Raw genomic sequence first — 25,457 nt, forward strand, 5'->3', positions numbered from 1 at the left:
AGGGAGCACAACATGGACTTAAAGCTTGCCGCTTCTTTGTGGCAGCAGATGCAGCAGGGATTGCGGGGCGACGCCGACGCCTTGCCTCTTCCCGCTTTCGTTGATCGCGCCACCTTCTCTTCTGCTTTTGCCGTCAGTGAACTGGCGGCCACCAGCATTGGTCTGGCAACTCAGGCCACCGCCGCGCTCATCGCCGCCTCCCGCCCTGACTATTGCTCTCCGCCCGTCGCCGTTAATGTGCGCCTGGCATCGCGCTGGTTTCAGCAGAGTTTTTATCCGCTGAACCGTGCTGCACCCGCGATGTGGGATGCGTTTGCCGGTGACTATCGCAGCCGCGATGGCTGGATCCGCCTGCATACCAATGCCGCACATCACCGGCTGGCGATGGAGCAGGTGCTGGGCGCGCACGCCGATCGCGCGGCGCTGGCGATGCAGGTCCAGCAGTGGCAGGCCAGCGAACTGGAGCAGGCGATTATTGATGCCGGTGGCTGTGCCGCAGAGATGCGCAGCGCCGCTGCCTGGCAGCAGCACCCGCAGGGTCAGGCAGTGCAGCGCGAGCCGCTGTTTAGCTGGCAGACCACCCAGCCGGCTCCTCTGCCCGACTGGCCGCTGGCCGAGGCGCGTCCGTTAATGGGTATAAAAGTTCTGGATCTGACGCGGATTATTGCCGGGCCGGTCGCTACCCGGATTCTTGCCAGCCTGGGGGCCCGCGTGCTGCGCATCGATCCGCCGGGCTGGCAGGAGCCGACACTGGATGAGGAGCTGAGCTGCGGCAAGCGCCGTGCGGTGCTCGACCTGACTCAGACTGCCGATCGCGAGCAGTTTATCCGCCTGCTGCGCGAGGCAGACGTGCTGGTGCATGGCTATCGGGCGGATGCGCTGGAACGGCTTGGGTTTGACGCAGAGACCCTTCAGGCGCTCTCACCTGGCCTTGTCCTTGCCGGGCTTAATGCGTGGGGCTGGCAGGGACCGTGGCGCAACCGCCGGGGGTTTGACAGTCTGGTGCAGATGGGATGTGGCATTGCTGAACGGGGTATGCAGTGGCAGCAGAGCGACAAACCGGTTCCGCTGCCAGTTCAGGCACTGGATCATGCCACTGGCTATCTGCTGGCGGCGGCGGTGCTGGAGGGATTGAGGCGACGCGTTACAGATGGTCACGGCAGCCAGGTTCGGCTGTCACTGGCGCGCACCGCATGGCTATTGCAGCAGCACCCACTCGGGCAGTGCGCAGGCGCTGGCATTGAGCCACAGGTTAAAGATAACCTGCCCTGTTACGAATTAACGCCGTGGGGATTGGGGGTAAGGCTGCGGGCAGCAGCCTGGCTCCCCGGCACCCCGCAGATGTTCGCGACATCTGGCTCCGCGCCGGGTACGCACCCGGCGACCTGGTGAATCAGGCGTCGGGCGTTTCTTCGCTGCTATCCAGCAATTCGTTGTACATCGCCTGAATCGCTTCGCGGCTCAGCATCGCGAGGGTGCGGTAGAACGCAGTGGTCGCGTGCGCTTCCACTTTACCCAGGAACGTACCGCACCACGGCAGCAGATACTCTTCAAACAGCGCCAGTTGCGCTGCGCTCTCATCTTCCGCGGACTGATCTTCCAGCCATGATGCGGCCAGCAGCAGCACACCAAAATGGTCAGCAGGCGCATCGCTCAGCGGCATTCCACGTGAGGTCAGAAATGCACGCACGTCCGCTTCAGCTTTGCCTTCCGGCCACTGTGACGCGTAAGGCGGGACATTACAGTCGCTGCCAACGAACAGCGCGTTGTAATCAGCAGCCAGCGCCTGCGGATCGCTGTTCTGTTGCAGACGCGTCAGCAGCTCATCCTGCTCCAGCGGCCACTGCGACTGCAGTTTGCCTTCACGCAGCAGTGTGAACAGCGGCACCAGCAGCGGGTCCTGCGGCTGACGATTAAACAGTGAGCCAATCACACGGCACAGAATGGAAAACTCATTCATGAGTCAGATTTCCTTGAGGCAAAATAAATTAAAAGTCAGCCAGTTCAGCAATAGATTTGCCGCTACGCATTTCCAGAAAGTCGAGCAGGCGACGCGGCGTGACATTTAACACCCGATCCTCAGGAAAATCCACCTCGCGGGCAATGCGCAGGCAATGCTCGAAATGGCCGAGCGTGAAAGCCGTATGGGAGTCGGAGCCAAATGCCAGTCGTCCACCTGCATCGCGAACGGCGGCGGCGATAGCCCGGCAGTTGGGTTCACTGCCCGGACGCGAGTGGGTAAAGGAGGAGTTATTCAGCTCCAGCGCCACATTGTAATGCGCTGCGGCCTCGGCAATCGCCGGGATATCCACAGGGAATTTCGGGTTGCCCGGATGGCTGATGATATGGACCAGACCACCTGCCATGGCGGCAATCATCGCGTCAGTGTGATGCTTTCTGTCCCGCAGCGCATAAACCGGCTCGTGAAAACCGGCGACGATTAAATCCAGCGCATCAAGCATCGGGCCAGAACAGTCGATCTCGCCCTGCTGATTTTTAATATTGGCTTCGATACCGCGAAGAATCCCTACGCCATCGATCACGCGCGGCCAGACGCGCATATTAATAAAGTGCCAGTAGTGCGGCGCGTCGGCCATGTCAGGGCCGTGATCGGTGATGGCAAACAGTTTCAGGCCGGTTTGCTTCGCCTGAGTCACGTAGTCATGCAGCGTGCTGTAAGCATGCGTGCTGGCGATGGTGTGCATATGCAGATCTACCGGATACATCCTCTTCTCCTGCTGAATGCCCCTGACGGGGCCGTTTCATTAATAGCCGCGCTGACGATCCACCCTGCCCTGCGGCGGCTCGCCTGCCTGATCCTGATTGATGGCACGGGCGATGTAGTCGATAGCTTCGTCGATTAAGGTTACCGCCGCATTATGGGGTGTGATCGTGACACGCGGATGGGACCATAGCGGATGTGCTTCGGGCAGCGGTTCCACCTGAAAGACATCCAGTGCTGCCGCTTTCAGCTGACCGCTGTTGAGCGCAGCCAGCAGATCCTCTTCCACCACCTGCGCGCCGCGTGCGATGTTAAGGAAGAACGCGCCGTGCGGCAGCTGCTGTAAAAAGTGCTGATCGATGAGATTGATTGTCTCGTGTGTGCTCGGCAGCAGGTTGATGATCACCCGCGTCTCCTGCAGAAACGCAGGCAAAGCATCGCGTCCGGCAAAGCTGGTTACGCCATCAATTTTTTTCGGTGAGCGGCTCCAGACACGCAGCGGAAATCCCCAGGGTTTCAGGCTCTCCGCCACGCTTTGTCCCAGTACGCCGGCGCCCAGGATGCCGATGGTAAACGCTTCACGCGTGTAAGCGGGCAGCGGCTGCCAGCACTGTTGCTGCTGCTGAAGACGGTAGTCGTCAAAACGACGGAACCAGCTCAGCACGCTATGCACCGCGTACTCCTGCATCTGACGCGCCATCCCGGTATCTTCCAGCCGGTACAGCGGCACGCTGTCGGGCAGCATCTCAGGATGCTGCTGCAGCTGCTTAAGAATTTCGTCAACACCTGCGCCCAGTGCAAAAACGCCGCGCAGTGTGGCGCGTCCCTGCAGCATCTCTGCGGGCGGGGAGCGGACCAGCGCATAATCAGCCGGACCGTTGTCGCCTGGCTGCCAGGCGCGAACCCGCGCCTGAGGCAGGCGTTGTTGTAAACCGTTAATCCAGGCCGCTGCAGACTGCGACGGGTGATACCAGATGATCTCCATCCTGCTCTCCTTTTTTCTTTCAGCGTCGGGGAAAAGTGGGGTGAGAGCAAGAAAAAACCGGCGTGAAAAAGCGGTTTTTTCCATAAAAATAATTCCCGTGGCTTCACATTTCCGGCTCGCGTCAGGGTTAAATAGACAGATAAGGTCTAAAGTTGGTCCTGTGGTCAATGCGTTACGCGCGGCCGCATTTCGGACAAGGAGAAAAACCGATGACAAAAATTGAGGTAAACGCCAACCCACGGCGTCAGCGTTATGCGCCCTTTCTGCTCACGTTGCTGCTGAGCGTTCCCGCTTTCACCACCCATGCCGACGATAACAGCCGCATGCTGAACAATCAGCCGCAGCCGCCGGACGTTCGTTTAGGGCCGCTGTTTAACGCCGTGCAACAGGCGAAGTTCTATCCCGATCAAAAGACCTTTGCTGATGCCGTGCCGAAATTCGATCCCGCCTCGATTCTTGCCGACTGGCAGATGCAGAAGAAACAGCGCAATTTCGACCTGAAACGTTTTGTGGATACCAACTTTACGTTGCCCGCTGCGGGCGACAAATATGTCCCGCCCGCGGGACAAAACCTGCGTGAGCACATTGATGGGCTGTGGCCAGTACTGACCCGCACCACCAGCAGCGTGGGTCAGTACGACTCGCTGCTGCCATTGCCAAAACCCTACGTGGTGCCTGGCGGGCGTTTCCGCGAAGTTTATTACTGGGACAGCTACTTCACCATGCTGGGGCTGGCCGAGAGCGGACACTGGGATAAAGTCCAGGATATGACGGATAACTTCGCCTCGCTGCTTGACCGCTATGGCCACATTCCCAACGGCAACCGCAGCTACTACCTGAGCCGTTCACAGCCACCGTTCTTCAGCATGATGGTCGAGTTGCTGGCCACGCATGATGACGGCAAAGCCTATACCCGCTACCTGCCGCAATTGCAGAAAGAGTATGACTACTGGATGGCCGACAGCGATAAAGTCGCGGCCGGTGCCGCCAGCAAGCGGGTGATTAAACTGGCGGATGGTACGTTGCTCAATCGCTACTGGGATGCGCGCGACGTGCCACGTACTGAATCCTGGATGGATGATATTGCCACCGCGCAGAAAGCGCCGCAGCGCAATAAAGCCGAGCTCTACCGCGAGCTGCGTTCCGGTGCCGCGTCGGGCTGGGATTTCAGTTCCCGCTGGTTCACCGATGCGCATAATCTGTCGACAATCCGCACCACACAGCTGGCGCCCGTTGACCTTAACAGCCTGATGTTCCACCTGGAGCAGACGCTGTCAAAAGGCTACCAGATGAATAAGCAGAGCGATCTGGCAAAGCAGTTTGCCGATCGCGCAGAGAAGCGTCAGGCAGCAATCAACCGCTATCTGTGGGACAGCAAACAGAACTGGTACGCCGACTATGACTGGCAGAAAAAACAGGTCCATCCGCAGTTAACGGCTGCTGCGCTGTTCCCGCTCTATCTTCAGGTAGCCAGTGACAGGCAGGCTGAAAGCACCGCCAGCGCGGTAGAAAAACAGCTGCTGAAGCCTGGTGGTCTGGTAACAACCACCGTAAACAACGGTCAGCAGTGGGACGCACCGAATGGCTGGGCCCCGCTGCAGTGGGTTGCCGTGGAAGGTCTTGAGCACTATAACCAGCCGAAACTCGCAAAAGAGGTCGGCTTACGCTTCCTGCAAAACGTCCAGAACACCTATGACCGTGAGCATAAACTGGTAGAGAAATATGTCGTTGACGGCAAAAATCTTGGCGGCGGCGGTGGCGGTGAATATCCGCTGCAGGATGGTTTCGGCTGGACAAACGGCGTTACGCTGAAACTGCTCGATAAGTATTGCCCGAAAGATAAAACCTGTAACAGCGCCCACGATATTCCTCAGGCGTCTGCCTCACAAAACTAAGTCACTCTGGATACCTCTGGCCCCGCCGGAGGTATCCGCACTCCCTTTCAGCGAATTTTACTTGACCTTCTTTCATCTACAGGCAAAATTGCAGCCAATTTACAAAAGGTAATAGTTCTCATTATGATAATGAGATTGCCTATCAATAATTTTATTCACCCGCCTGACCCTTTGCCAAGAAAGGAATTTTGATGAAACTGTCATTGTCGCTGAAAGGTTATGTTCACCTCTGCACCCTGGCGCTGACTGCGCCTGCTCTGAGTTTTGCTGCTGATATGGTCGTGACTGCCCAACCGCTGGAGGATTCGACCACGCCCACCCAGGGCTATCTGGCGACCACCAGCCAGGGCGCAACCAAGAGCGATCGTCCGTTGATCACCACGCCGCAATCGATATCCGTAGTCACCCGCCAGCAGATGCAGGATCAGGGCGCACTGACCCTGAATCAGGCGCTGGGTTACAGCTCAGGCGTCTTTACTAACTTCGGCGGGGCCGCTACCCGTTACGACACCATTGCCCTGCGCGGCTTCCACGGTGGCGATGTCGATAACACCTTCCTCGACGGGATGAGGCTGATGAGTGACGGCGGCAGTTTCAACATCTTGCAGGTGGATAATGCTTTCCTGGAACGCATCGACGTGATCAAAGGCCCCTCTTCCGCGCTCTATGGCCAGACAGTGCCGGGCGGACTGGTGAACATGGTGACTAAACGTCCTCAGTTCGCGGAAGAGGGTCACATTCAAGTGCAGGCGGGCAGCAACGCGACCACCGGCACGATGTTTGACTACACCAATGCCATTAATGACCAGTGGGCGTTTCGCCTGACCGGCGTAACCCGCAACAGCGATACCCAGTACGATCATACCCGTGAAGAGAAATATGCGCTGATGCCGCAGCTGATGTGGCAACCTGATGAAGATACCCATCTGATTCTGAAAGCCTACCTGCAAAAAGATCCGTCAGGCGGTTATCACGGTTCCGTGCCGGGTGACGGCAGCCTTACCGAACACAACGGCTATAAGTTGAGCAACGGCTTCTATGAGGGCAACAGCGATCTTGATCAGTTCAAACGCCACGAGCAGATCTACAGCTTCGATTTCGCCCATCGCTTTAACGACGTCTGGTCGTTCTCATCAACCGGCAGTTACAGCCACTCGAATGTCGATCTCGATCAGGTTTATCAGATTGGCTGGGATGAAAATAATCCCGATCTGCTGAATCGCTACTACTCTGGCGAGCGCTCGTCACTCTCCGCCTGGTCCACGGATAACCGCTTACAGGCGGAGTTCAACACCGGCGAACTGGAGCACCGCGTCACGCTGGGTGCCGAGTATCATCGTTACAAAAATGAGATTAGTGAGGCTGGCGGTCCGGCTAACCAGCTGAATGCCGTGACCGGCGATCAGGTGGGCGATATGCCTGAGCAGACCTGGGCAGATAGCACCCGCCGTTACTACCAGACCGGCCTCTATCTGCAGGATGAGATGAAGCTGGATCGCTGGCATCTCGATCTCTCCGGCCGTTACGATCGCATCGTCGCACAAAACAGCGGCAGCGATCGTCGTCAGGATGATCACATTAGCGGACGCGCCGCGCTGCTCTATGCCTTCGACAACGGCATTTCGCCTTATGTCAGCTGGAGCCAGGCGATTACCCCGACTGCGCTTACCGATCCCAACAATAACCTGCTGAAGCCGACCACCTCAGAGCAGTATGAAGCCGGGGTGAAATATCAGCCGGTGGGCACCCGCGATCTTTACAGCATGGCGGTTTATGACCTGACGCAGAAGGATGTGGCAAACCGTAATGTTAAAGACGGCACCTTTACGCCATCGGGCAAAGTCCATTCACAGGGTATTGAGCTGGAAGCACGTAATCAGTTAACCCCGCGTCTGAGCACCGTGGCGAGCTATACGCTGAACCATCTGCGCTTCAAAGATTCGGTGGATGGCAACAGCGGCCATACGCCGTATGTCACCCCTAACAGCATGGCTGCACTCTGGGGTCACTATCAGTTTGATTACGGTCTGAGTGCGGGCGCGGGCGTGCGTTACATCGGCAAACAGTGGGCGGACAATGAAAATACCACGCGCGTGCCGTCGGTGACGCTGTTTGATGCATCAGTGCGGGCCGATCTGGGTGTCTGGAACAGCAGCCTGAAAGGCGCATGGGTTCAGGTCAATGCCAATAACCTGACCGACCGCACCTATGTAGCGGGCTGTTACGGCACAGGCTATTGCTACTGGGGCGCGGAGCGCAGCGTGATGGCGACTGTCGGTTACGACTTCTGATAGCAGAGTAAAAGATAAAAAAAGGGGACGAATCGCTTCGTCCCCTTTTCTGTTAAAACTGTTACGGTTAACTGCGTACTTTGCGGTACACGAACAGCACCACGATGGCACCGATCACTGCGACCACAAAACTGCCGAAGTTAAACCCATCGACGCGGCCGAAGCCAAACAGCGTACTGATCCAGCCACCCACTACTGCACCGATAATACCCAGTACAACAGTCAGAATGAAACCGCCACCGTCTTTACCTGGCATAATCCACTTCGCCAGAATACCCGCGATCAAGCCAAAGACGATCCAGGAAATAATACCCATCTGTTGCTCCTTCCTTTTTATGATTAAATCGTGAACGCCTGATTTATCAAGCGGTTTACCGCGATAAGTATAGCCAGCATTTTGAAAATTGCTCGTCCGCTCACAGTTATTATTGATGACGAGCAAATTAAAGCTTTTTCCAGCCGCGCCGATAACCGTGACGAGGCAAAAAAAGAGTGTAAATACAGTAACCCCTTGTGGAGCAGGACGTGAAAGAAGCCGACCAGGAACAATATTTAAAACGTGGCACGCTGGCGGTTCTGGGCGTTATGAAAGATTTGCTGCGATTGCAGACGCCCTTACTGGTGCGCTTCCCGCGCGGGCAGTTTATCAGCCGGATGCTGACTGCCGATAAAGATCGCGTGGTGTTTGACCTCGGCAGTAATAACCTGGATAACGAGTACGCACTAACCAGCGATGATCTCAGTATCACCGCTGAAACCTTTGGTGCAAAAGTGGAGTTCAGCCTCACCTCACTGGAAAAAATTGAGTTTGAAGGCTTACCCGCTTTCAGCTCACCGCTGCCGGACCTGCTGTGGCAGATTCAGCGACGGGAATTTTTTCGGGTCTGCGCACCGATGGAGCCGCAGTTCTGGTGCCACACCCTGTGGCCGGATGGCAGTAAAACGCGTCTGCGATTACAGGATCTCTCTCTGGGCGGTATCGGTGTGCTGGTGGATGAACCGCTGCCGGAAGGCTTGCAGAATGGCGACAGCTTCAATCAGTTCCGGGTTGAGCTGGGCGAATATGGCATTTTTGAAGTGCCGGTGAAGCTGTTGAGTATTGGCGAACGCTGTGTCGTGAACCGCAAAAATGAAACCCTGATTACACCCCGCCTGAGCTTTCGTTTTGCCACGCTGAATCCGGCACAGGAGCGACAGCTTCAGCAGATTATCTTTGCCCTTGAGCGCCTGGCGCGCGATAAATCGACCCGATTCCAGTAACTGCTTTATGGATGCGCCACGCAGGTGGGCCGCATCCAGGCTATGCTTCTTGCTTGTTTTCTTTTAAACCGGAACCCAGCAAGGAGACCCTCCCCAATGGAAAACTGGCTCTCTTCACGTCGTTTTCACGCCCTCTTTTTTAATCAGGAACTCTGGCTCAACAGCGCTATCGTTATCGTCTCTACCCTGGTGATTTACTGGGTATTACGTACCCTGATTCGCTTTATCTCCAACCGGATTGCCCTCTATAGCGAACATCGTCACGTCCGCGCCACTGCGATTCTGGTGGAGATATTGCGCAGCACCAGCCAGACACTGCTGCTGATCTTTTCGCTGCTGATTGCCCTGAAGTTTGTCGACCTGCCTGCTTCATGGAGCGTGACCATTGCGCACGGCTGGTTCCTGGCGCTGATTGTGCAGCTCGCGCTATGGATAGACTGCGGCATCCGGCTGTGGCTGAAAAGCCTGCTGCGCGATCCGATTCATGTGCGTAATCCGGTGACGACGGTGATCCTGGGCATTCTGCTGCGGGTGGTGGTCTGGATCATGATGTTCCTTGCCATTCTGTCGAACATCGGCATCAACATTACAGCACTGGTTGCCAGCCTTGGCGTTGGCGGTATCGCGATTGCGCTGGCAATTCAGACCGTGCTGAGTGATGTGTTTGCGTCGCTGGCGATAGGCTTTGACAAGCCGTTTGAGCACGGCGACTTTATTGTGTTTGGTGATATTGCGGGCACTATTGAACATATTGGCCTGAAAACCACGCGTCTGCGCAGCCTGAGCGGTGAGCAGATTGTTTGCTCAAACACTATTCTGTTGCAGCAGACCATCCATAACTACAAACGCATGCAGCAGCGCCGCATCGTCTTTAAGTTTGGTATCAGCTATGCCACGCCCTCTGATCAGGTTCGGGCGATCAGCCCGCTGGTTAAAGAGATCATCCAGGACATTGAGACGACCCGTTTTGACCGCGCCCACTTCCTGGCCTTTGAAGACTCAAAGCTGACCTTTGAAGTGGTCTATTTTGTGCTGGATGCGGATTACAACAAATACATGGATATTCAGCAGGAAATTAACCTGCAGCTGATGGCGGCTCTTGAAGCGCGTAACATCCGCTTCGCCTTCCCGATTCGTCAGGTGGAGTTCAGCGGCGGCAATCTGCCTCCGGTGGATCTGGTTGCGGTGGAAAATGAAGATGGCGAGGTGCGCAGGATGGCGCGCTAAACCCAGGCCCGCCCTCCTGTATTGGGATGGCGGGCAGGGATACCGGTGCGGCCAGAACCGTAAGCGCATCGGCTGTCCCACCTTCCCCTATGGCGTTCTGCAATTCAGTCTCACCGTTTACTCATGCCGGTAACAACTTACACCGAGATACTCACTAAACGCTTCCTGCAGCACATCTGCCGTCGCTGAGTGATTCATCGCCACGTGATGCTCAAAGCCATTACGGCAGATCCACGCCAGCAATGTTTCCAGCTGCGGCACCTGAATCACCGCACGACAGCCCACCGTGTCCAGCGGATCGGTGACCGACATTCCCTCACCGACATAGGCTTTGATTTCGCCGCTAAAATCGTCGGTTGAAAGACGGAAGTAGGTCAGATCACCCTGCTTCATCCGGCCATGCACTGCACCGCAGGTGTTCTCTTTGCCCACCGTGGTGCCGATGATATCGGCCGTGCCCATCGTCGGTGACTCCAGGCTGGCACTGGCGAAGTTACCACAGTGAAACAGCACGCATTTGTCCCGTTCATCGCCAAAGTTGTTGTTCCAGTCCGCCAGTGAGGCAGGACTCAGCGAACAGCTGGCGAGCGCGTACATCGACAGCGCGCCCATCACATCCACTTCGCAGGCGCTGGGCATCAGCTGGCCCGACATCACGCTCATGATTGAGCAGACGTTAATCCCCAGATTCTCCTGCAGTGAGGTCCAGCACTGAATAGCGGTGGTATCAATATCGTTGTCACTGATCCATTCGCTGATCACCACAAACAGTTTGGCCATGGTCACCAGTTTGTCACCCGGAATGCCGCGCGCATCAGCGTTAGCCTCCAGGATTTCACGCTTCTCTGCTACGCGGATATCATCATCGCGCAGCCGGTTGGTACGCGTAAAAATCTCCGATAAATCCAGGGTTTCCACCGCGATGCCCATCTTCTCCAGCAGCTTTTCGCTATAACGCACGGTGTTAAATCCGGCGGGCCGCGCACCAATCGCCCCGACGCGCACCCGACGCATGGCATTCACGACACGACAGAGCTGGCTAAACCGCTGCAGATCCTGCCTGAAGACCTCACCGCTCAGGGCGCAGACGTGCTGGCGGGTCAGGGTAAACGGAATACCATATTGCCGCAGGTTATTGCAGAGCGAAATTTTGCCGCAGAAGCTGTCGCGACGGGTCGCCAGCCCCATTTTATCGAGATTATCCTCTTCCGCCTGCACCAGCACTGGGACATTCAGGCCGGCCAGACGCAGCGCTTCTGCAATCGCTTTTTCATCACCAAAGTTAGGCAGCAGCACCACAATGCCGTGAATTTTTTCGCGGTGCTCGCGAAACAGTGCAGCGCAGATTTTTGCCTCCTGCCGCGTCTCCACGCCGCCCAGATTGGTCTGGGTTTCGTCCAGCATGACGGTATTGATGTTCATTTTTTCAAACAGCGCGACCGCCTGCTGGCGCGCCTCGCCCACCAGATAGCTGGGAAAAAAACCCCGGTTGCCAATAATGACACCGAAGGTTAACTGCTGAGGAAGTGTTGACATGGCTCTGCTCCGGATAAGGATTAATGTGGCTGATAACGACAGCGTGCAACGGCATCGATCCAGCCTTTATAATTTTCCTGCATACGCTGCGCGTTCTCTTCACGCGGCAGGATGACGCTGCCGCCCTGTAAAGCCTGCATATCACTGCCCTGCTGCCACCACCCCAGAACTTTGCCTGCCAGCAGTGCCGCGCCCAGCGCGGAGACCTCAGCGGTCGGGACCCGCTGCAACGGCCGCTGCAACACATCGGCCTGTAACTGCATCAGCCAGCTATTTTCAGTGGCGCTGCCATCGACACAGAGCGCCGGAAGCTGCTGTCCGCTGGCCTGCTCCATCGCGAAAAAGACATCGGCGATTTGCCAGACGATCGACTCCAGTGCCACCCGCGCCAGCACGTCGGGTGTTGCGGCATCCGTCAGTCCGCACACCATGCCGCGTGCCTGAAGATCCCACCAGGGCGCGCCCAGACCTGAGAGCGCAGGGACAAAATAGATGCCCTGATTGTCGTCGCAGCGTTGCGCCATCGCGGTCAGCTCACGTGGATCCTGTACGCCGAGCAGTTTACCCAGCCAGGCGGCACCGGAACCGGTGTGCGTGATGTTGCCTTCAAACGCATAACGCAGCGTGCCGTCATGCCAGGCCACCGTGGTGCTGAGGCCATTTTCCGTCAGCAGCGGCGTTGCCATGGACATCATCAATGAAGAGCCGGTGCCGTATGTGGCTTTCACCACTTCAGACTCGCCGCGGCGTTGCGCCTGCAGCGCGGCATGGGAATCACCAATACGCGCCAGAATCGGCGTGCCTGCCGCCAGACCGGGAATGTCATTTACCGCCACCACGCCCTGTTCACTGGCTGAAGAGGTGATGCGCGGCAGTGCGGCGCGCGGCAACTGAAACAGCGTCAGCAGCTCGTCGTCCCAGTCGTTGAGGTGCAGACTGTAGAGCTGCGTGCGGGAGGCGTTGGCGTGATCGGTGATAAAGACTTCGCCCGCGCTGAGCTGCCAGGTGAGCCAGCTGTCGACCGTGCCGATGCAAAGCTCGCCGGCCGCCGCCCGCGCCGCGCCCTCGGGAATGGTGGCCAGCATCCCGGTCAGCTTGGCGGCCGGAAACATCGGATCAACAGCCAGCCCGGTCAGGCCGGTGATGCGAGGCGCTTTACCCGCCTGCCGAAGGTCGCGACAGAATGACTCGGAGCGTCGATCCTGCCAGCTCACCAGCGGTGTCAGCGGCTGACCATCACGCCGCTGCCAGATCATCACCGACTCACGCTGATTACTGATCGCCACCGCCGCGACAGGCGCACCTGCACACGACGCCAGACAATGGGCGATGGCCTGTTTTACCGCCTGCCAGATTGCCACAGGATCCTGCTCAGCCAGACCGGGCTGCGGGTGTTGCAGGGTTAAACTCTGGCTACCGCGTGCCACCACACGGCCGTCGCGATCAACCGCAATCGCCTTGGCATTGGTGGTGCCTTCGTCAATCGCCAGAATCAGAGGTCCCACCATGTTTATGCTCCTGCGCAGATGCGCGCTGCACTGTTGACCACGCTGCGGGCATCAATGCCGTGATGGGCGCGGGTGGAGGCGCGATCGCCTGCAATCGCATATTCCCCATCCGCAATGCCAAGCCGCAACAGCGGGATGCCACAACCGCCTTCCGCCAGCACCTCAGCCACAAGGCTGCCGACGCCGCCATTGACGTTGTGCTCTTCCACGGTAATCACCGCTGGATAGTGATTTAGCAGGTTGCGCAGCTGTTGGGTATCACAGGGTCGAATCGATGGAACCGCGATCACACCGGCTGAAATGCCCTGTTCAGTCAGTTGCTCGGCGGCGTGAACCACCTCGTGAACCGTTGAGCCCATCGCCACCAGCGCGATGTCACTGCCTTCCCGCAGCACATCGATCGCGCCTGGTCTGAACTGATAATTTTCATCGTGCAGCTGCGGCAGATCTTTGCCATCCAGACGGATATAGACCGGCCCGACATGCTCAAGGGCGTAGTCGATGATCTGGCGGCACTCCAGCGGGCAGGAAGGCGCATAGATCTCAATATTGCCGAATCCGCGCATCACCGCGATGTCATCAATGCTGTGATGGGTGCTGGCTAACGGGCCATAACTGGCCCCGGCATTCAGCCCGAACAGTTTGACGTTGGTGTTGTTGTAGCAGACATCGACTTTCACCTGCTCATTGGCACGTGACACCAGAAACGGCGCGGCGTTACAGGTCACCGCGACTTTGCCGCCCAGCGCCAGACCTGCCGCTGTTCCCACCAGCGTCTGCTCGGCGATACCGACATTAATCAGCCGGTCGGGAAATGCCTTAATAAAGGGGGCAATTTTGGCGGTTGAGGTTGAGTCGGCCACCACAGGAACCAGATCCACGCCACGATTCACCGCGTCGATAAAGGCCGTCACCATGACGCTTGCTAAATGTTGTGCATTACTCATCTTTCAGCTCCTCCAGTGCCAGTGCGATCTCTTCGCCTTTCGGCACCCGGTGATGCCATTCCGCCTTGCTCTGGATAAAGGAGACGCCAAAGCCTTTTTCGGTATGCGCCACAATCACCTGCGGTTTGCCGTTCTTCGGCAGGTTTTCAATGGTGTCGACCACTGATGCCATCGCATTGCCGTTGCACTCGGTGACCTCCAGCCCAAAGGCGCGCCATTTTTCCGGCAGCGGATCGGTGTTCATGATGTCGCGGGTCGCACCTGCCAGTTGCAGCTTGTTCTTGTCATTGATGATGATCAGGTTATCGAGGCCGTAATGCGCCGCCACCAGTGCCGCTTCCCAGTTACTGCCTTCCGCCAGCTCACCATCGCCGGTGACCACAAAGATGCGGCGCGAACTGTTATCTTTTTTCGCCGCGATAGCGATACCGACCGCCACAGGCAGGCCATGGCCCAGCGCGCCGGTATTGAGTTCGACGCCCGGCGTTTTCTGCCGGACCGGATGGCCGGGCAGATGCGAGTCCGCGTGCTGATAGGTCGCCAGCCAGTCGGTCGGGAAGTAGCCCGCTTCCGCCAGCACGCAGTAGTAGCCGCCCACCGCGTGCCCTTTCGACTGGATGTAGATGTCACGCTGATTATCATCCGTGCGATCCGGTGCGCAGTTCAGAATGCGAAAGTAGAGCGCAGTGAGGATCTCCACCTGCGACAGGTCAGCGCCGGTATGACCGCCTGCCGGGCTGCCTGCGTTAAGCTGGATGATGCGCCGACGGATAGCCCGCGCCCGGCGCTCAAGGTCTTCGACCGGAAGATTGAAAGGATTCATACACTACCTCTGAATTTTAAATCGGTTATGAATATATATTCACGCCAGTTAAAAAATTTTGTGCCTAAAAAAGTGTGTGGCTGATAAAGGTCTTGTCCTCTGTTCACCACACTGCCCGTCACTCCGGGCTGACTGCTGCCGCTTATGCAGAATCGCTTAGCGGTGCACCCTGCCCGGACGGCGATAAACCAGTCAGGATTTAGCCGGTGCCCCCTCCTCAATTAATGCTTTCTGCGCCACGACCGCCGCCTTCTGCTGCATCCGGCTCTGAGTCTGGTCGATGATGACCGCGATGATGATGACGATGCCTTTGATCACCATCTGCCAGAATTCGCTGACGCCCATCATGATCAGACCATCCGCCAGAAAGCCGATGACGAACGCACCGATCAGCGTCCCGACAATCGTGCCACGTCCGCCCGCCAGTGAGGTGCCGCCCAGTACCACAGCCGCAATGGCGTTCATCTCAAACGCTGTGCCGTTTGCCGGATGGCTGGCGACCAGTTGTGATGAGACCACAATGCCGGCAATCGCTGCGCAGAATCCCGACAGGGTATAAACCAGAATCTTCACCTGTCGGGTTTTCACGCCTGAGAGTTCAGCGGCGCGCTCGTTGTCACCGATGGCATAAACCTGACGGCCAAACGGCAGGCGACGAGCGATATAGGCGATCACCAGCGCCAGCACCACCATCATCCAGATGGCATAAGGCAGTCCGAGAAAGGTGCCGGCCCCGATTCGATCGAAGCCGGTATTACCCAATAGCGGATTACCCTGCAAACCGGGAAAGGTTTCGCCACCGGAGGTCAGCATCGCCGCACCGCGCAGGATGTACATGGTGCCAAGGGTGCAGATAAAAGGTGCGACGTTGTAGCGGGTAATGATCCAGCCGTTGCCTGCGCCAATAAGCGCACCGATCAACAGCACGACCGGCACGATTACCCAGACGCTGGGGAAGATGGCGATGCCAAACATCGGCAGCACAATCCCTTTGGTGATCAGCCAGCCCGTGATCATGCCGCACAGCCCCAGCGTCGCCCCAATCGACAGGTCAATGCCGGCGGTGATAATGACAAAGGTGATACCCAGCGCCAGAAAGGCGTTGATGGCGATGTGTTTCACCATGATCACCAGACTGCCGGTGGCGAGAAAGTCCGGCACGGTGATGGCGAAGAAGCCGACAATCAGAATCAGCGCAATAAAAGTACGCAGCTTCAGAAGCAGCAGCAGAATGCTTTCGCGTGAACTAAACGCTTTCGCCGGAAGTGTGTTCAGCGCGACGCTGTTATTGCTTTTCATGCTCAGAACCCCTGCGCACTTGCTTTCACCAGCGCTGCCTCTTCCGCCTGGTCTCGCGGAAGGTCAGCCGTAAGTTTGCCGCCCGACATCACCAGGATGCGATCGGCTACCGCCATAATCTCTTTCAGGTCTGAGGTGGAGAACAACACCGCAATACCCTGCTGCGACAGCGCCACCATCATGCGAAACACTTCCGCTTTAGCCCCGACGTCAATGCCGCGACTCGGCTCATCCAGCAGCAGCAGACGCGGATTCGTCAGCAGCGCGCGGCCAATCACCACTTTCTGCTGGTTGCCACCACTCAGTGCGCTGATAGCAACGTCCGGCGAGGAGATTTTGATTGCCAGATTACCGACCGTCTGAGTCACTGCCTGCTGCTCCGCCCGGTGCGCAATGGCAAAGCGGTGCGACAATCGCCGCCACAGGCTGGCGATGGTGAGATTACTGGCAACTGACGAGACAGGGAAAATCCCGGCGCGTTTGCGATCTTCCGGCACCAGACTCATCCCCATGCGGATGCGATCGGCAGTGGGCAGGCGCGTAGGCAGCGGTTTACTGTCGAGCCACAGCTTGCCCAGATAGTGACGCTGGCTGCCGAGCAGACACTCAAACAGCTCCGTGCGACCCGCCCCCATCAGGCCGTAGATCCCGACAATCTCCCCGGCCCGCACCTGAAAACTGACGTCATCAACCAGGGTATTGCCGTTGGGGCTGACGCAGGTGATGTGCTGCGCCTCAAGAACCGGCGCGCCAAACTCACGCTCGTCCGGCAGGAAGGTGGTCACCGGCTCACTGCCGAGCATCTCGCGAACGATCCACGGCACATCGATGGTGCTGACCGGCGCTTCTGCCTGAAAGCGTCCGTCGCGCAGAATCGTAATCACGTCGCCAATTGCCATCAGCTCTTCCAGCCGATGAGAAATATAAATGAGGGTAACGCCCTGCTGCGTCAGGTCGCGGATGACCCGGAAGAGGATCTCAACTTCGGTTTTACTCAGCGCCGAGGTGGGCTCGTCAAGAATCAGAATGTCCGCGTCTTCCGCCAGCGCTTTAGCGATCTCCACCAGTTGCTGCTGACCCACTTTGAGATTGCCGACCCGCTCACCGGGTGGGATAGGCTGGTCAAGACGCGCCATCAGTGCGGCGGTGCGTCGTGCCTGCTCCGCCTCATTGATCGGCGCCAGGCCACGCTGGATCTCCCGGCCCAGAAACAGGTTCTCCGCCACGGTAAGGTTTTCAAACAAATTCAGCTCCTGATGCACCATGCCGATGCCGTGCCGGGCGGCATCGCGGGTGCTGCTCAGCGTCAGCGGCTCACCATTCAGAAACAGCGACCCGGCGGTAGGCTGCTGCACGCCCGCCAGAATCTTCATCAGCGTCGATTTGCCCGCGCCGTTTTCACCGATAATCACATTCACTTTGCCGCGCCAGACCCGGTAATCGACGCGATCCAGCGCCAGCGTGCCGGGAAACAGCATGGAGATCTGTTCGGCCCGCAGAATAATGTCATCTTCCATCAGGGCGTCCCCCGCTTCAGCTCAATCGCCACCACCTCTTCAACGCTGTTCTGCCCGATGCTTACAGCCAGCAGCGCCTGCACTGGCTGGTTGACCCAACTGGCATCCAGTGGCGGCAACTGCTTCACTGCATGACGGTTGAGTGCCCGGGTGAGCTGGGCGTACTGCACCTGATTAGTAAATTCTTCGAAACGGAAACCGGCGGCATCCCGGATAGCGTTGCTGCGCAGTACCGGGCCAACGCTGATCGCCACCGGCTTACCGTTAATCATCAGCGTCAGCGTGCGTTCACGCGGGTTACTCTCATCAAAAGCACTGGCCGTCCCGCTGGCCCGCACAAAGACGCTTTCGCGGCCGCCAGATTTAACCGTCTGACTTTTCGCTTCCATGTCGGCCCAGCTCAGCGCGTGGCTGTTCGCAGTGGCCATGACACGCGGCTGCCAGGTTTCCTCCGCAATCTGCTGCGGCGTCTGGGTGGTATAGCTGGGCTTCGCGTGCGGATCTTTCGGCATGATCGGGTTACCGTCCGCATCCAGATCCACCACGGTGCAGGCGCTGAGCAACGCCATCCCGATCAATACCGCCAGTATCCGTTTCATGATTATTTCGCAAGGTTGAAGTTTTTCAGCTTCGCGGCGTTGCTTTCGTCAATCAGCACGCAGTCCATCAGCTGCTTCTCCTGCTTCTGCGCTTTGCCGTTCTTCAGGTAGTAATCCGCCTGCGAGACCGCCATCTGCGCCTGATCCCAGCCCGGCTGCAGCACCGTCGCTTTGATATTGCCTTTGTTGAGGATAGAATCGCGGGTGTAGTCACTGCCGTCGAAGCCCACCACGATCACCGATGTTTTTCCCGCGGCTTTCATCGCCGCTTCTGCGCCCAGTGCCATGGTGTCGTTGCCGGAAATCACGCCCACGATGTTGGGGTGTTTTTGCAGCAGGGTTTCCATGCGGCTGAAGGCTTCGGTCTGACTCCAGTTGGCGCTCTGCTGCGCCACCATTTTCATGTCGGTATAATCATCCAGTACATCGTGATAACCCTGCGACCGCACGCCCGCATTGGTATCCGACTCCTTGCCGAGCAGTTCAATGTAGTCCCCTTTGCCGCCCAGCAATTTGGCAAATTTCTCTGCACCCAGCTGCGCGCCCTGATAGTTATTGGAGACGATCTGCGCCACGGCGATGCCGGTTTTATTAATTTCACGGTCAATCAGGAAAACCGGGATGCCGGCATCTTTGGCTTTCTGCACCGGCCCGACGGTGGCGTCCGCACCGGCGTTGTCCAGAATGATCGCTTTGGCTTTTCGTGCAATTGCGGTCTCAATCAGCTGGTTTTGCTTATTAACATCATCGTCATGGGACGCCACCAGCGTGGCGTAACCCAGCTCTTTAGCTTTGGCCAGAGCGCCTTCCGCCTCGGCTTTAAAGAAAGGGTTGTCATGGGATGGGGTGATAATCGCCAGCAGGCCTTGCTCCGCCGCCAGCGCCGTTGCAGAAAAAGCGATCATTGAAGCCAGCAGGGTCAGTTTAATCAGAGGACGAGTCATTATTATTCTCCGCTTGAATATATATTCACATGCGATTTTATATGCATAATGACTATGCGCCTGCGCGGACACGCCGTCCAATGCGCGATCTTTAAAAAGCGAAAACGATCACAAATTAGCCTGCGTTGTGATTTTGATCATCCTGGTTAACAATACCGGGCAGATTCAGAGAGGGAAAACCGATGGCAAAACAGGATGAACAACGACTGATGGTGAAGATTGCCACGCTTTACTATGTCGAAGGGATGAAGCAGTCCGACATTGCGCAGTCACTGACCTTATCGCAGTCGTTTGTCTCACGCATACTTAATCGCAGCGTGAAAGAAGGTGTGGTCAAGATCAGTGTGGTGCCACCGGCCAACGTCTATCCGGAGCTGGAAAAGGCCATTGAACAGACCTATAACCTGCCGCAGGCGATTGTGGTGGATGTGCCCGAGCAGGCGTCGTCGCTACAGATTAAACAGGCGATTGGATCGGCGGCTGCTCACTATCTGGAGACCCGGTTGCGTAATGATGAACTGATTGGCATTTCGTCATGGAGCGGCACTATCCGGGCGATGGTAGATGCGCTGCATCCGCTTAACAGCGCCTGTAAAGGGGTGATTCAGCTGCTGGGCGGCGTTGGGGCTAACGGCAACGTACAGGCCACCATTCTGACGCAGAATCTGGCGGCGCTGCTGAACTGCCCCGCCTGGCTGTTGCCGTCGCAGTCAATTGAGCATTCGGTCACCGATCGTCAGCGACTATCAGCCAACGCAGAGGTCGCCGAAGTCCTGAGTAAATTTGATCAGGTAGACCTGGCGATTGTCGGTATTGGCGACCTGGAGCCGTCAGCACTGCTGCGCAACTCCGGCAACTACTACGATGGCAACATGCTGCAGACGCTGGCAGCGCGCGGCGCAGTAGGCGATATCTGCCTGCACTACTTTGATGCCTGTGGTCAGCCGGTGCTGAAAGCCGAGGAAGATCCGGTGATTGGGATGGAACTGGCGCAGGTTAAACAGTGCCCGCAGGTCGTGGGGCTGGCAGGCGGACGGGAAAAAGCGCAGGCGATTCGGGGAGCGTTGCTGGGAGGTTACATTAAGGTGCTGATTATCGATTATCCCACGGCGCGACTACTGCTCACGCCGCAGGAGTAATCACACGCCATCAGATTGTGCGGTAGGCTGTGGTCACTTTCCAGAGATAGCGCGGTGCCTGCGCCGCCGGATGCTTTTTCTGTACGTGCTGATAAAACTCATCCGGGGACATGGAATTAATCATCGCAATGGCCCGATCGCGATCGCTGGAAAACGTCCTCAGCAACGCCCCTGCACCGTTGGCATAAGAGACGATGGTGGCATAACGCAGTGTCAGCGGATCACGAATGCCTGACAGTGCTGAATTCTGCAGAATACGGATGTAGGCGGTGCCGATATCAATATTTTTGGCCGGATCGCGCAACTCAGCATTCGATGGCTGACCACGACGGCCCAGTGTGCGATAGACCTCGCGCCCGGCAGTTGACGCTTTAATCTGCATGAGACCCACCGCATTAGAACGGCTCACCACGCCCGGATTTCCTCCCGACTCGACACTGATAATGGCGCTGATCAACTTCTCATCAACGCCATAATGACTGGCGGCATCTTCGGTAAACATTGCCCAGGTCCCATTGACGCTGGACGGGGGTGCCTGAGTTAATGGCGTGTTGCGTTGCTTAACGACCTGATGCGGTGGCTCGCTGGCACAGCCGGTCAGGAGTAACGCCGGGAGTATAAGGTGTCGGATTTTCAGCAATTTTTCGTCTCGTAGCTGTTGTGGCGAATGCTATCATACCCAGGCAGCCTGAGAGCAAAATTACCGTTTATCCTAAATGCACTAAAATGCGGCGCGTACCGTGACTTCAGCGAGGCTTTTCGCCATCATCGCCGTTAGTCAGCCGCCAACAGCAGGAAAGTATGATGATTTCACGTTCAGTTCGTCTTATCTCCCCCTCCGGTTACTGTCACAACCAACCTGCGGCGCAGCAGGCTATTGCGCGCCTGCGTGCGGCGGGCCATCAGATAGAGAACGAACAGGTGATCACCCGCCGTTTTCAGCGCTTTGCGGGAACAGATGCAGAACGCCTGGCGGATATCAATCAGCTTGCCAGCCTGAGCACCCAGCCCGATATCGTGCTGGCAGTGCGAGGCGGTTATGGGGCCAGCCGGTTACTGGAATTCATCGACTACATCGGCCTGCAGCGCCGTCTGATGAATCAGCCAGTAGCGCTGTGTGGCCACAGCGACTTCACCGTGATTCAGCTGGCGTTACTGGCGCAGGTCGGCCTGATTACCTTCAGCGCTCCCATGCTGGCGGGTAATTTCGGCGCCGCGACCTTATCTGAATTTACCCTCCACCACTTCTGGCAGGCACTAACATCGCCTACAGTAGAGGTGAAATGGCAGAGTGAAACGCCAGATCAGGGCGAATGGCAGGGTACGCTGTGGGGCGGAAATCTGGCGATGATCTGCTCACTGATTGGCACGCCGTGGATGCCACAGATTGAGAACGGCATTCTGGTGATCGAAGATGTGAATGAACATCCGTTCCGCATTGAGCGCATGCTCATTCAGTTGCAGCAAAGCGGCATTCTGGCGCGCCAGCGGGCGATCGTCACAGGCAGCTTCACCAGCACGGCTCTGTCAGAGTATGACAATGGGTTTAATTTCGAGACCGTCTGGCAACACGTGCGTGACATCAGTGGTTTGCCAGTGATCAGTGGATTAGATTTTGGTCATGCTGCTGACACCGTCACACTGCCGCTGGGTACCCGCGCACGATTAGCGGTCAGTCAGGGCCACGCCCATTTACAGGCAACCGGCCACCCCGTCCTGCGGGAATAAAGTACGTTTCAGGAGATCGACATTGAAGCCGTTGTATGACGATTTGTGGATCTCGACCCCGGAATTTCCGGTGGAAGATGCCGTTAACGACCTGATGATGCATGGCTTTATGCTGCGTCACCCGCGCGGCAATCTGCTGATTGGCCGTGTAGAAAACCCGCTTGATCATGAAGTCATCGCCGATAGCGGCGGCGTCATCCGCCACTATCTGACCCACTGGCACGAATCTGCGCCCGGCGCGGCGGTGATTCAGCAACGCTTTAGTAGCGCGCTTTACTGCCATAGCCGGTCGCTGGGAGCGATAAGCCGTTTTGCTGAACCTGACGACACCTTTTCACAGCACGAGACGCACTTCGGGGATTTTCAATTACTGTCAACGCCAGGACACACACCAGGCAGTTGCAGTTATCTCTATACCTCGCCGCTGGGGCTGACCTATCTGTTTGTCGGCGACAACGTGACACGTTCTCATGATCAGTGGGTCACGGTGCTGGTGCCGGACAGTAATCTGGCTGAGCTGAGTCAAACGCTGGAGTTTTATCGATCGCTGCGTCCTGACGTGGTGCTGATGAGCACTACGCGTGGACATCTCTCCTGGAAAAAGGTCACGCTGCAGAGCTGGCTGGCGGCGATTGATGAGGCTGAACAGAATCCGCTGGATTTGCGTCAGCAACCCTTGTTTTGATTACAGGGCTTTCGTCAGATAGTGGCGCTGGTGATGCCGTGGATAGTTATCCAGACTGAAGCGCAGCGTATAGCCGAGCTTTTCATAAAACGGTCGCGCCTGAAAACTGGCGGTATCCACCTGCGCAAAACGACAGCCGCGATCCCGCGCCTCCTGCTCTGCCGCCTGCATCAGCTTGCTGCCCGCCCCCTGCCCGCGTAGCGCCTCACTCACCCACAGCATATCAATCCGCAGCCAGTTTCCGGCGGTTGATCCGGTCAGCCCGGCCAGCTTTCTGCCCTGGTCATCACGAATAAACACGCCGATCGACCTGATCTCATCAGTATTAATATATTTGCTGTTGAACGCAGTCAGACCCAGTCTGACTTCATCCAGGTCCTGCGCGGTGACGTTATCGGTAATCTCAGGTTGCATAGTGGCTCCAGGGCGGTTAACTGTCGGAACGCTGACGATCGTCATAGCGCTCCAGGCTCAGCGCATCCACATCGCGTTTTTCGGTGCGGCTACAGGGCAGCAGTTTATCGCTGTCGTGATAGACAAAGAAACTGGCTTGAGTGCGCTGGTTTACAATCAGCTGATCGCCGTTGCGAAATCGGGTAATCGCCACCTTATCGCCCGCTTCCAGACGGGTACGCTGCTGACCGGCCGCAATCTGGAAATGATTTTCTGGCCACATGAGGGTGGTTAAACCATATTCAGCACGTGAAACGGTCATGGTCGCCCTGCCAGGGCAGTTAAGCTGAAATTCGGTTTCGCTCCAGGCGGGTGCAATGTGACAGGCCAGCAGGCCCAGGGCAATTAACGCTGCCTTCATGCTGTGTCTCCGCTGATTTTACTAAGAATTTTTAGCTTAACATATTAACGATCGCAGGAGGGTAATGAGGGATTGACACCAAGACCATTAAAAAATGGAATCGGTGTGCGCAAAAAGCTGAAAGTTGAGAAAAGATAAAGTAATCCGGCCAGTCAGACAGGCAGCCATACTGGCCGGATAAGGATTATTCAGCCGCCACCTCGGCCGCCACTAACATCAGCGCCAGCCCCGCATTCTCGCTATCGTAAGCCTGCATTGCTGCACGAATATCCGCTGAGCAGGCGATCACTTGTTGCTTCTTATCGGCTTCAAGCTGGTCAACTGCATGGCGAATAATCATTAGACTTGCTTCTTCTTCTTTCATCATTTATCCCTGGATTTGCCTAAGTGGTGCGCAAAGGAGCCAAGAATAACGTTTATTGATAAGCAAAGTCACCCTTTTACATTCCTGTTGCTTAACGATTAAACAAATCTCAAACAGAAAGCGTAGTGGAAACTGCTATGATTAAGTCATTAGTGGCGCCGCAGGAAAGACGCGGTGTCATAAAACGCCCAGGGATTGAAGCAGGTAGAAAATCATGATGCGACTAAGCATGTTTATCCTCATCACGATGATGACTGGATGTTCATCTGGCCCGAAAGGGGTGGAGTGCCCAGGTGAGGTCTCGACAATTTATGGTCAGTCGATGGGGGAAACTCAGGGCGTGATTTTTGACCTGGTTAACAGCTTCACGGTGACCCGTGAGAATGTCAGCGTGAAGAGTGGTCCGCTGCAGTCGCTGGATCGATTTAAATATGTTCCCTCCGCCATTACGCCTGAAGGCTACTATGCGCAACGCTTGTCAGATAAGCAGTTCCGCCTGATTAATCCTTATCAGGACACCCAAATCACCTGGACCTGTCCATAGGGGATGAATCCTGCTGCCAGATCGTTTATTGTCAGGAAACGTCAAGCAGCAGGTCCCTCCGATGGAAAAGCGTCTGGATAACAACGGTTATATTGACTTCCCCTTCCCCGCCACCCGCAACGCAGATGGCTCAGTGAATCCGTGTGGTTTTGATTTGACGCTGGAAACCGGTCGGCTTGAGGAGATCGCGGTGCTGAACCGCTCAGTAAATCTTCGGCGGCTGGTCGAAGAGATCAATCTGCAGGAAGGGCTGTTTATGACGCTGGCTTGTGACTGGCAGCAGCAGGCTGATGCTATCTGCGGTTTTATCGATGTGGCCTTTCGACCCGATCTTCCGCAACACGGGCACGAGGAGGCATTGCAGCTGGAGGCGAGCTTCTACCGTTATCTGGCCGGGCAGGAGAAGCAGCATCAGATGCCCGCAGAGAGCCTGGTCAATTATGCCCGTTCTGTACTCGACTGGAGCTGGTCACCGCTGCGCCAGCGTCAGCGCGATTACGAAAAAATCACTATTCAGTTCTATTGTCCTGAGGCGGATGACGCCGAATGGTGTTTTGATCATCTCCGTCATTTTCTGGTGAGCGTCTATCCGGCCTGCGTTGCCGCTCGTTCACGCTGATCCCCTTTGCT

General features: G+C 56.8%; 26 protein-coding genes. 10 read left to right on the forward strand and 16 right to left on the reverse strand.

The annotated features are described in order from the left end of the window. Positions 1-12 precede the first annotated feature (12 nt). Positions 13-1,392 carry a CoA transferase family protein gene (locus tag KTJ90_RS11740; protein ID WP_499024711.1) on the forward strand — a complete coding sequence of 460 codons (1,380 nt, stop codon included), beginning with the start codon at positions 13-15 and terminating at the stop codon, positions 1,390-1,392. Position 1,393: 1 nt separating this feature from the next. Here the strand turns inward: KTJ90_RS11740 and KTJ90_RS11745 are convergent, their stop codons facing one another. From KTJ90_RS11745 to ghrA, 3 genes are read right to left on the reverse strand one after another with little or no spacing between them, the layout of a single operon-like run. After that, positions 1,394-1,960 carry a TorD/DmsD family molecular chaperone gene (locus KTJ90_RS11745; RefSeq protein WP_003853337.1) on the reverse strand — a complete coding sequence of 189 codons (567 nt, stop codon included), beginning with the start codon at positions 1,958-1,960 and terminating at the stop codon, positions 1,394-1,396. Positions 1,961-1,988: 28 nt separating this feature from the next. Next, positions 1,989-2,726 (reverse strand): phosphatase, encoded by a 738-nt coding sequence (locus KTJ90_RS11750; protein WP_499024714.1) that lies wholly within the window; start codon positions 2,724-2,726, stop codon positions 1,989-1,991. Between the two features lie 39 nt (positions 2,727-2,765). Then, positions 2,766-3,707 carry a glyoxylate/hydroxypyruvate reductase GhrA gene (gene ghrA, locus KTJ90_RS11755; protein ID WP_003851376.1) on the reverse strand — a complete coding sequence of 314 codons (942 nt, stop codon included), beginning with the start codon at positions 3,705-3,707 and terminating at the stop codon, positions 2,766-2,768. 209 nt (positions 3,708-3,916) lie between these two features. On the opposite strand from ghrA, the gene treA reads away from it, so the two are divergent. Together treA and KTJ90_RS11765 are read left to right on the forward strand one after the other, a co-directional pair. Next, positions 3,917-5,602 (forward strand): alpha,alpha-trehalase TreA, encoded by a 1,686-nt coding sequence (treA, locus tag KTJ90_RS11760; RefSeq protein ID WP_039661055.1) that lies wholly within the window; start codon positions 3,917-3,919, stop codon positions 5,600-5,602. A 191-nt stretch (positions 5,603-5,793) separates the two neighbouring features. Next, complete coding sequence (locus KTJ90_RS11765; protein ID WP_039661054.1) at positions 5,794-7,893, forward strand: TonB-dependent siderophore receptor; 2,100 nt, start codon at positions 5,794-5,796, stop codon at positions 7,891-7,893. 67 nt (positions 7,894-7,960) lie between these two features. Here KTJ90_RS11765 and KTJ90_RS11770 read toward each other — a convergent pair whose 3' ends face one another. Next, complete coding sequence (locus KTJ90_RS11770) at positions 7,961-8,209, reverse strand: GlsB/YeaQ/YmgE family stress response membrane protein (protein ID WP_003851381.1); 249 nt, start codon at positions 8,207-8,209, stop codon at positions 7,961-7,963. Positions 8,210-8,418: 209 nt separating this feature from the next. Here KTJ90_RS11770 and KTJ90_RS11775 point away from each other — a divergent pair, with 209 nt between their 5' ends. Both KTJ90_RS11775 and KTJ90_RS11780 read left to right on the forward strand, forming a co-directional pair. Then, positions 8,419-9,153, forward strand: a complete 735-nt coding sequence (locus KTJ90_RS11775; RefSeq protein ID WP_008925965.1) for a flagellar brake protein — start codon at positions 8,419-8,421, stop codon at positions 9,151-9,153. Between the two features lie 96 nt (positions 9,154-9,249). After that, positions 9,250-10,380: a mechanosensitive ion channel family protein gene (locus KTJ90_RS11780; RefSeq protein ID WP_008925964.1), complete on the forward strand. Its 1,131-nt coding sequence runs from the start codon at positions 9,250-9,252 to the stop codon at positions 10,378-10,380. 117 nt (positions 10,381-10,497) lie between these two features. Here KTJ90_RS11780 and KTJ90_RS11785 read toward each other — a convergent pair whose 3' ends face one another. The 8 genes from KTJ90_RS11785 to KTJ90_RS11820 all read right to left on the reverse strand — a co-directional run bounded on the left by KTJ90_RS11785 (position 10,498) and on the right by KTJ90_RS11820 (position 19,553). Continuing rightward, complete coding sequence (locus KTJ90_RS11785; RefSeq protein WP_003851383.1) at positions 10,498-11,916, reverse strand: L-fucose/L-arabinose isomerase family protein; 1,419 nt, start codon at positions 11,914-11,916, stop codon at positions 10,498-10,500. A gap of 20 nt (positions 11,917-11,936) precedes the next feature. Beyond that, on the reverse strand, positions 11,937-13,424 hold the full coding sequence (locus KTJ90_RS11790) for an FGGY family carbohydrate kinase (RefSeq protein ID WP_039661048.1): 1,488 nt from the start codon (positions 13,422-13,424) through the stop codon (positions 11,937-11,939). A 2-nt stretch (positions 13,425-13,426) separates the two neighbouring features. Next, positions 13,427-14,371, reverse strand: coding sequence for a transketolase family protein (locus KTJ90_RS11795; protein WP_033762428.1), 945 nt, complete (start codon positions 14,369-14,371; stop codon positions 13,427-13,429). Then, on the reverse strand, positions 14,364-15,194 hold the full coding sequence (locus KTJ90_RS11800; RefSeq protein ID WP_033762432.1) for a transketolase: 831 nt from the start codon (positions 15,192-15,194) through the stop codon (positions 14,364-14,366). The genes KTJ90_RS11795 and KTJ90_RS11800 overlap by 8 nt, the downstream gene beginning before the upstream one ends. 192 nt (positions 15,195-15,386) lie before the next feature. Beyond that, positions 15,387-16,493: an ABC transporter permease gene (locus KTJ90_RS11805; RefSeq protein ID WP_314511571.1), complete on the reverse strand. Its 1,107-nt coding sequence runs from the start codon at positions 16,491-16,493 to the stop codon at positions 15,387-15,389. Positions 16,494-16,495: 2 nt separating this feature from the next. After that, positions 16,496-18,010 carry a sugar ABC transporter ATP-binding protein gene (locus KTJ90_RS11810; RefSeq protein WP_003851390.1) on the reverse strand — a complete coding sequence of 505 codons (1,515 nt, stop codon included), beginning with the start codon at positions 18,008-18,010 and terminating at the stop codon, positions 16,496-16,498. Then, positions 18,010-18,609: a DUF2291 family protein gene (locus KTJ90_RS11815; RefSeq protein WP_003851391.1), complete on the reverse strand. Its 600-nt coding sequence runs from the start codon at positions 18,607-18,609 to the stop codon at positions 18,010-18,012. The genes KTJ90_RS11810 and KTJ90_RS11815 overlap by 1 nt, the downstream gene beginning before the upstream one ends. 2 nt (positions 18,610-18,611) lie before the next feature. Then, positions 18,612-19,553: a D-ribose ABC transporter substrate-binding protein gene (locus KTJ90_RS11820; RefSeq protein WP_499024722.1), complete on the reverse strand. Its 942-nt coding sequence runs from the start codon at positions 19,551-19,553 to the stop codon at positions 18,612-18,614. Between the two features lie 182 nt (positions 19,554-19,735). On the opposite strand from KTJ90_RS11820, the gene KTJ90_RS11825 reads away from it, so the two are divergent. Then, positions 19,736-20,692 carry a sugar-binding transcriptional regulator gene (locus KTJ90_RS11825; protein ID WP_003851396.1) on the forward strand — a complete coding sequence of 319 codons (957 nt, stop codon included), beginning with the start codon at positions 19,736-19,738 and terminating at the stop codon, positions 20,690-20,692. Positions 20,693-20,702: 10 nt separating this feature from the next. Here KTJ90_RS11825 and emtA read toward each other — a convergent pair whose 3' ends face one another. Continuing rightward, the gene (emtA, locus tag KTJ90_RS11830) at positions 20,703-21,332 is read right to left on the reverse strand and encodes a membrane-bound lytic murein transglycosylase EmtA (protein ID WP_003851398.1); all 630 of its coding nucleotides are present in this window, start codon (positions 21,330-21,332) and stop codon (positions 20,703-20,705) included. Positions 21,333-21,496: 164 nt separating this feature from the next. Between emtA and ldcA the strand changes: the two genes are divergently transcribed. Next, entirely contained in the window at positions 21,497-22,420 is a 924-nt protein-coding gene (ldcA, locus tag KTJ90_RS11835) for a muramoyltetrapeptide carboxypeptidase (protein ID WP_181162219.1), read from the forward strand. Positions 22,421-22,442: 22 nt separating this feature from the next. After that, positions 22,443-23,105 (forward strand): MBL fold metallo-hydrolase, encoded by a 663-nt coding sequence (locus tag KTJ90_RS11840; RefSeq protein ID WP_105099305.1) that lies wholly within the window; start codon positions 22,443-22,445, stop codon positions 23,103-23,105. On the opposite strand, the gene KTJ90_RS11845 is transcribed toward KTJ90_RS11840, so the two are convergent. The 3 genes from KTJ90_RS11845 to KTJ90_RS11855 form a co-directional block, all read right to left on the reverse strand. Further along, positions 23,106-23,519, reverse strand: a complete 414-nt coding sequence (locus KTJ90_RS11845) for a GNAT family N-acetyltransferase (protein WP_003851403.1) — start codon at positions 23,517-23,519, stop codon at positions 23,106-23,108. 16 nt (positions 23,520-23,535) lie between these two features. After that, positions 23,536-23,919 (reverse strand): hypothetical protein, encoded by a 384-nt coding sequence (locus tag KTJ90_RS11850; RefSeq protein WP_003851405.1) that lies wholly within the window; start codon positions 23,917-23,919, stop codon positions 23,536-23,538. A gap of 184 nt (positions 23,920-24,103) precedes the next feature. Continuing rightward, positions 24,104-24,283: a hypothetical protein gene (locus KTJ90_RS11855; protein WP_003851407.1), complete on the reverse strand. Its 180-nt coding sequence runs from the start codon at positions 24,281-24,283 to the stop codon at positions 24,104-24,106. Positions 24,284-24,497: 214 nt separating this feature from the next. Between KTJ90_RS11855 and KTJ90_RS11860 the strand changes: the two genes are divergently transcribed. Both KTJ90_RS11860 and KTJ90_RS11865 read left to right on the forward strand, forming a co-directional pair. Further along, positions 24,498-24,827, forward strand: coding sequence for a hypothetical protein (locus tag KTJ90_RS11860; protein WP_033762441.1), 330 nt, complete (start codon positions 24,498-24,500; stop codon positions 24,825-24,827). A 61-nt stretch (positions 24,828-24,888) separates the two neighbouring features. Beyond that, the gene (locus KTJ90_RS11865; RefSeq protein WP_105099306.1) at positions 24,889-25,446 is read left to right on the forward strand and encodes a hypothetical protein; all 558 of its coding nucleotides are present in this window, start codon (positions 24,889-24,891) and stop codon (positions 25,444-25,446) included. The last annotated feature ends 11 nt before the right edge of the window (positions 25,447-25,457 follow it).

The organism is Pantoea jilinensis, assembly GCF_019104105.1.
Taxonomy (GTDB): Bacteria; Pseudomonadota; Gammaproteobacteria; order Enterobacterales; family Enterobacteriaceae; genus Pantoea; species Pantoea eucalypti.

Excerpts from the sequence above, each read along its gene's own strand:
- KTJ90_RS11805 (WP_314511571.1), bottom strand. The coding sequence starts at position 16,493 with ATGAAAAGCAATAACAGCGTCGCGCTGAACACACTTCCGGCGAAAGCG.
- ldcA (WP_181162219.1), top strand. The coding sequence starts at position 21,497 with ATGATTTCACGTTCAGTTCGTCTTATCTCCCCCTCCGGTTACTGTCAC.
- KTJ90_RS11855 (WP_003851407.1), bottom strand. The coding sequence starts at position 24,283 with ATGAAAGAAGAAGAAGCAAGTCTAATGATTATTCGCCATGCAGTTGAC.
- KTJ90_RS11845 (WP_003851403.1), bottom strand. The coding sequence starts at position 23,519 with ATGCAACCTGAGATTACCGATAACGTCACCGCGCAGGACCTGGATGAA.
- KTJ90_RS11770 (WP_003851381.1), bottom strand. The coding sequence starts at position 8,209 with ATGGGTATTATTTCCTGGATCGTCTTTGGCTTGATCGCGGGTATTCTG.
- KTJ90_RS11860 (WP_033762441.1), top strand. The coding sequence starts at position 24,498 with ATGATGCGACTAAGCATGTTTATCCTCATCACGATGATGACTGGATGT.
- KTJ90_RS11795 (WP_033762428.1), bottom strand. The coding sequence starts at position 14,371 with ATGAGTAATGCACAACATTTAGCAAGCGTCATGGTGACGGCCTTTATC.
- KTJ90_RS11740 (WP_499024711.1), top strand. The coding sequence starts at position 13 with ATGGACTTAAAGCTTGCCGCTTCTTTGTGGCAGCAGATGCAGCAGGGA.
- KTJ90_RS11825 (WP_003851396.1), top strand. The coding sequence starts at position 19,736 with ATGGCAAAACAGGATGAACAACGACTGATGGTGAAGATTGCCACGCTT.
- KTJ90_RS11785 (WP_003851383.1), bottom strand. The coding sequence starts at position 11,916 with ATGTCAACACTTCCTCAGCAGTTAACCTTCGGTGTCATTATTGGCAAC.
- ghrA (WP_003851376.1), bottom strand. The coding sequence starts at position 3,707 with ATGGAGATCATCTGGTATCACCCGTCGCAGTCTGCAGCGGCCTGGATT.
- KTJ90_RS11765 (WP_039661054.1), top strand. The coding sequence starts at position 5,794 with ATGAAACTGTCATTGTCGCTGAAAGGTTATGTTCACCTCTGCACCCTG.
- KTJ90_RS11865 (WP_105099306.1), top strand. The coding sequence starts at position 24,889 with ATGGAAAAGCGTCTGGATAACAACGGTTATATTGACTTCCCCTTCCCC.
- KTJ90_RS11850 (WP_003851405.1), bottom strand. The coding sequence starts at position 23,919 with ATGAAGGCAGCGTTAATTGCCCTGGGCCTGCTGGCCTGTCACATTGCA.
- treA (WP_039661055.1), top strand. The coding sequence starts at position 3,917 with ATGACAAAAATTGAGGTAAACGCCAACCCACGGCGTCAGCGTTATGCG.
- KTJ90_RS11800 (WP_033762432.1), bottom strand. The coding sequence starts at position 15,194 with ATGAATCCTTTCAATCTTCCGGTCGAAGACCTTGAGCGCCGGGCGCGG.
- KTJ90_RS11820 (WP_499024722.1), bottom strand. The coding sequence starts at position 19,553 with ATGACTCGTCCTCTGATTAAACTGACCCTGCTGGCTTCAATGATCGCT.
- KTJ90_RS11745 (WP_003853337.1), bottom strand. The coding sequence starts at position 1,960 with ATGAATGAGTTTTCCATTCTGTGCCGTGTGATTGGCTCACTGTTTAAT.
- KTJ90_RS11815 (WP_003851391.1), bottom strand. The coding sequence starts at position 18,609 with ATGAAACGGATACTGGCGGTATTGATCGGGATGGCGTTGCTCAGCGCC.
- KTJ90_RS11810 (WP_003851390.1), bottom strand. The coding sequence starts at position 18,010 with ATGGAAGATGACATTATTCTGCGGGCCGAACAGATCTCCATGCTGTTT.
- KTJ90_RS11750 (WP_499024714.1), bottom strand. The coding sequence starts at position 2,726 with ATGTATCCGGTAGATCTGCATATGCACACCATCGCCAGCACGCATGCT.
- KTJ90_RS11780 (WP_008925964.1), top strand. The coding sequence starts at position 9,250 with ATGGAAAACTGGCTCTCTTCACGTCGTTTTCACGCCCTCTTTTTTAAT.
- KTJ90_RS11790 (WP_039661048.1), bottom strand. The coding sequence starts at position 13,424 with ATGGTGGGACCTCTGATTCTGGCGATTGACGAAGGCACCACCAATGCC.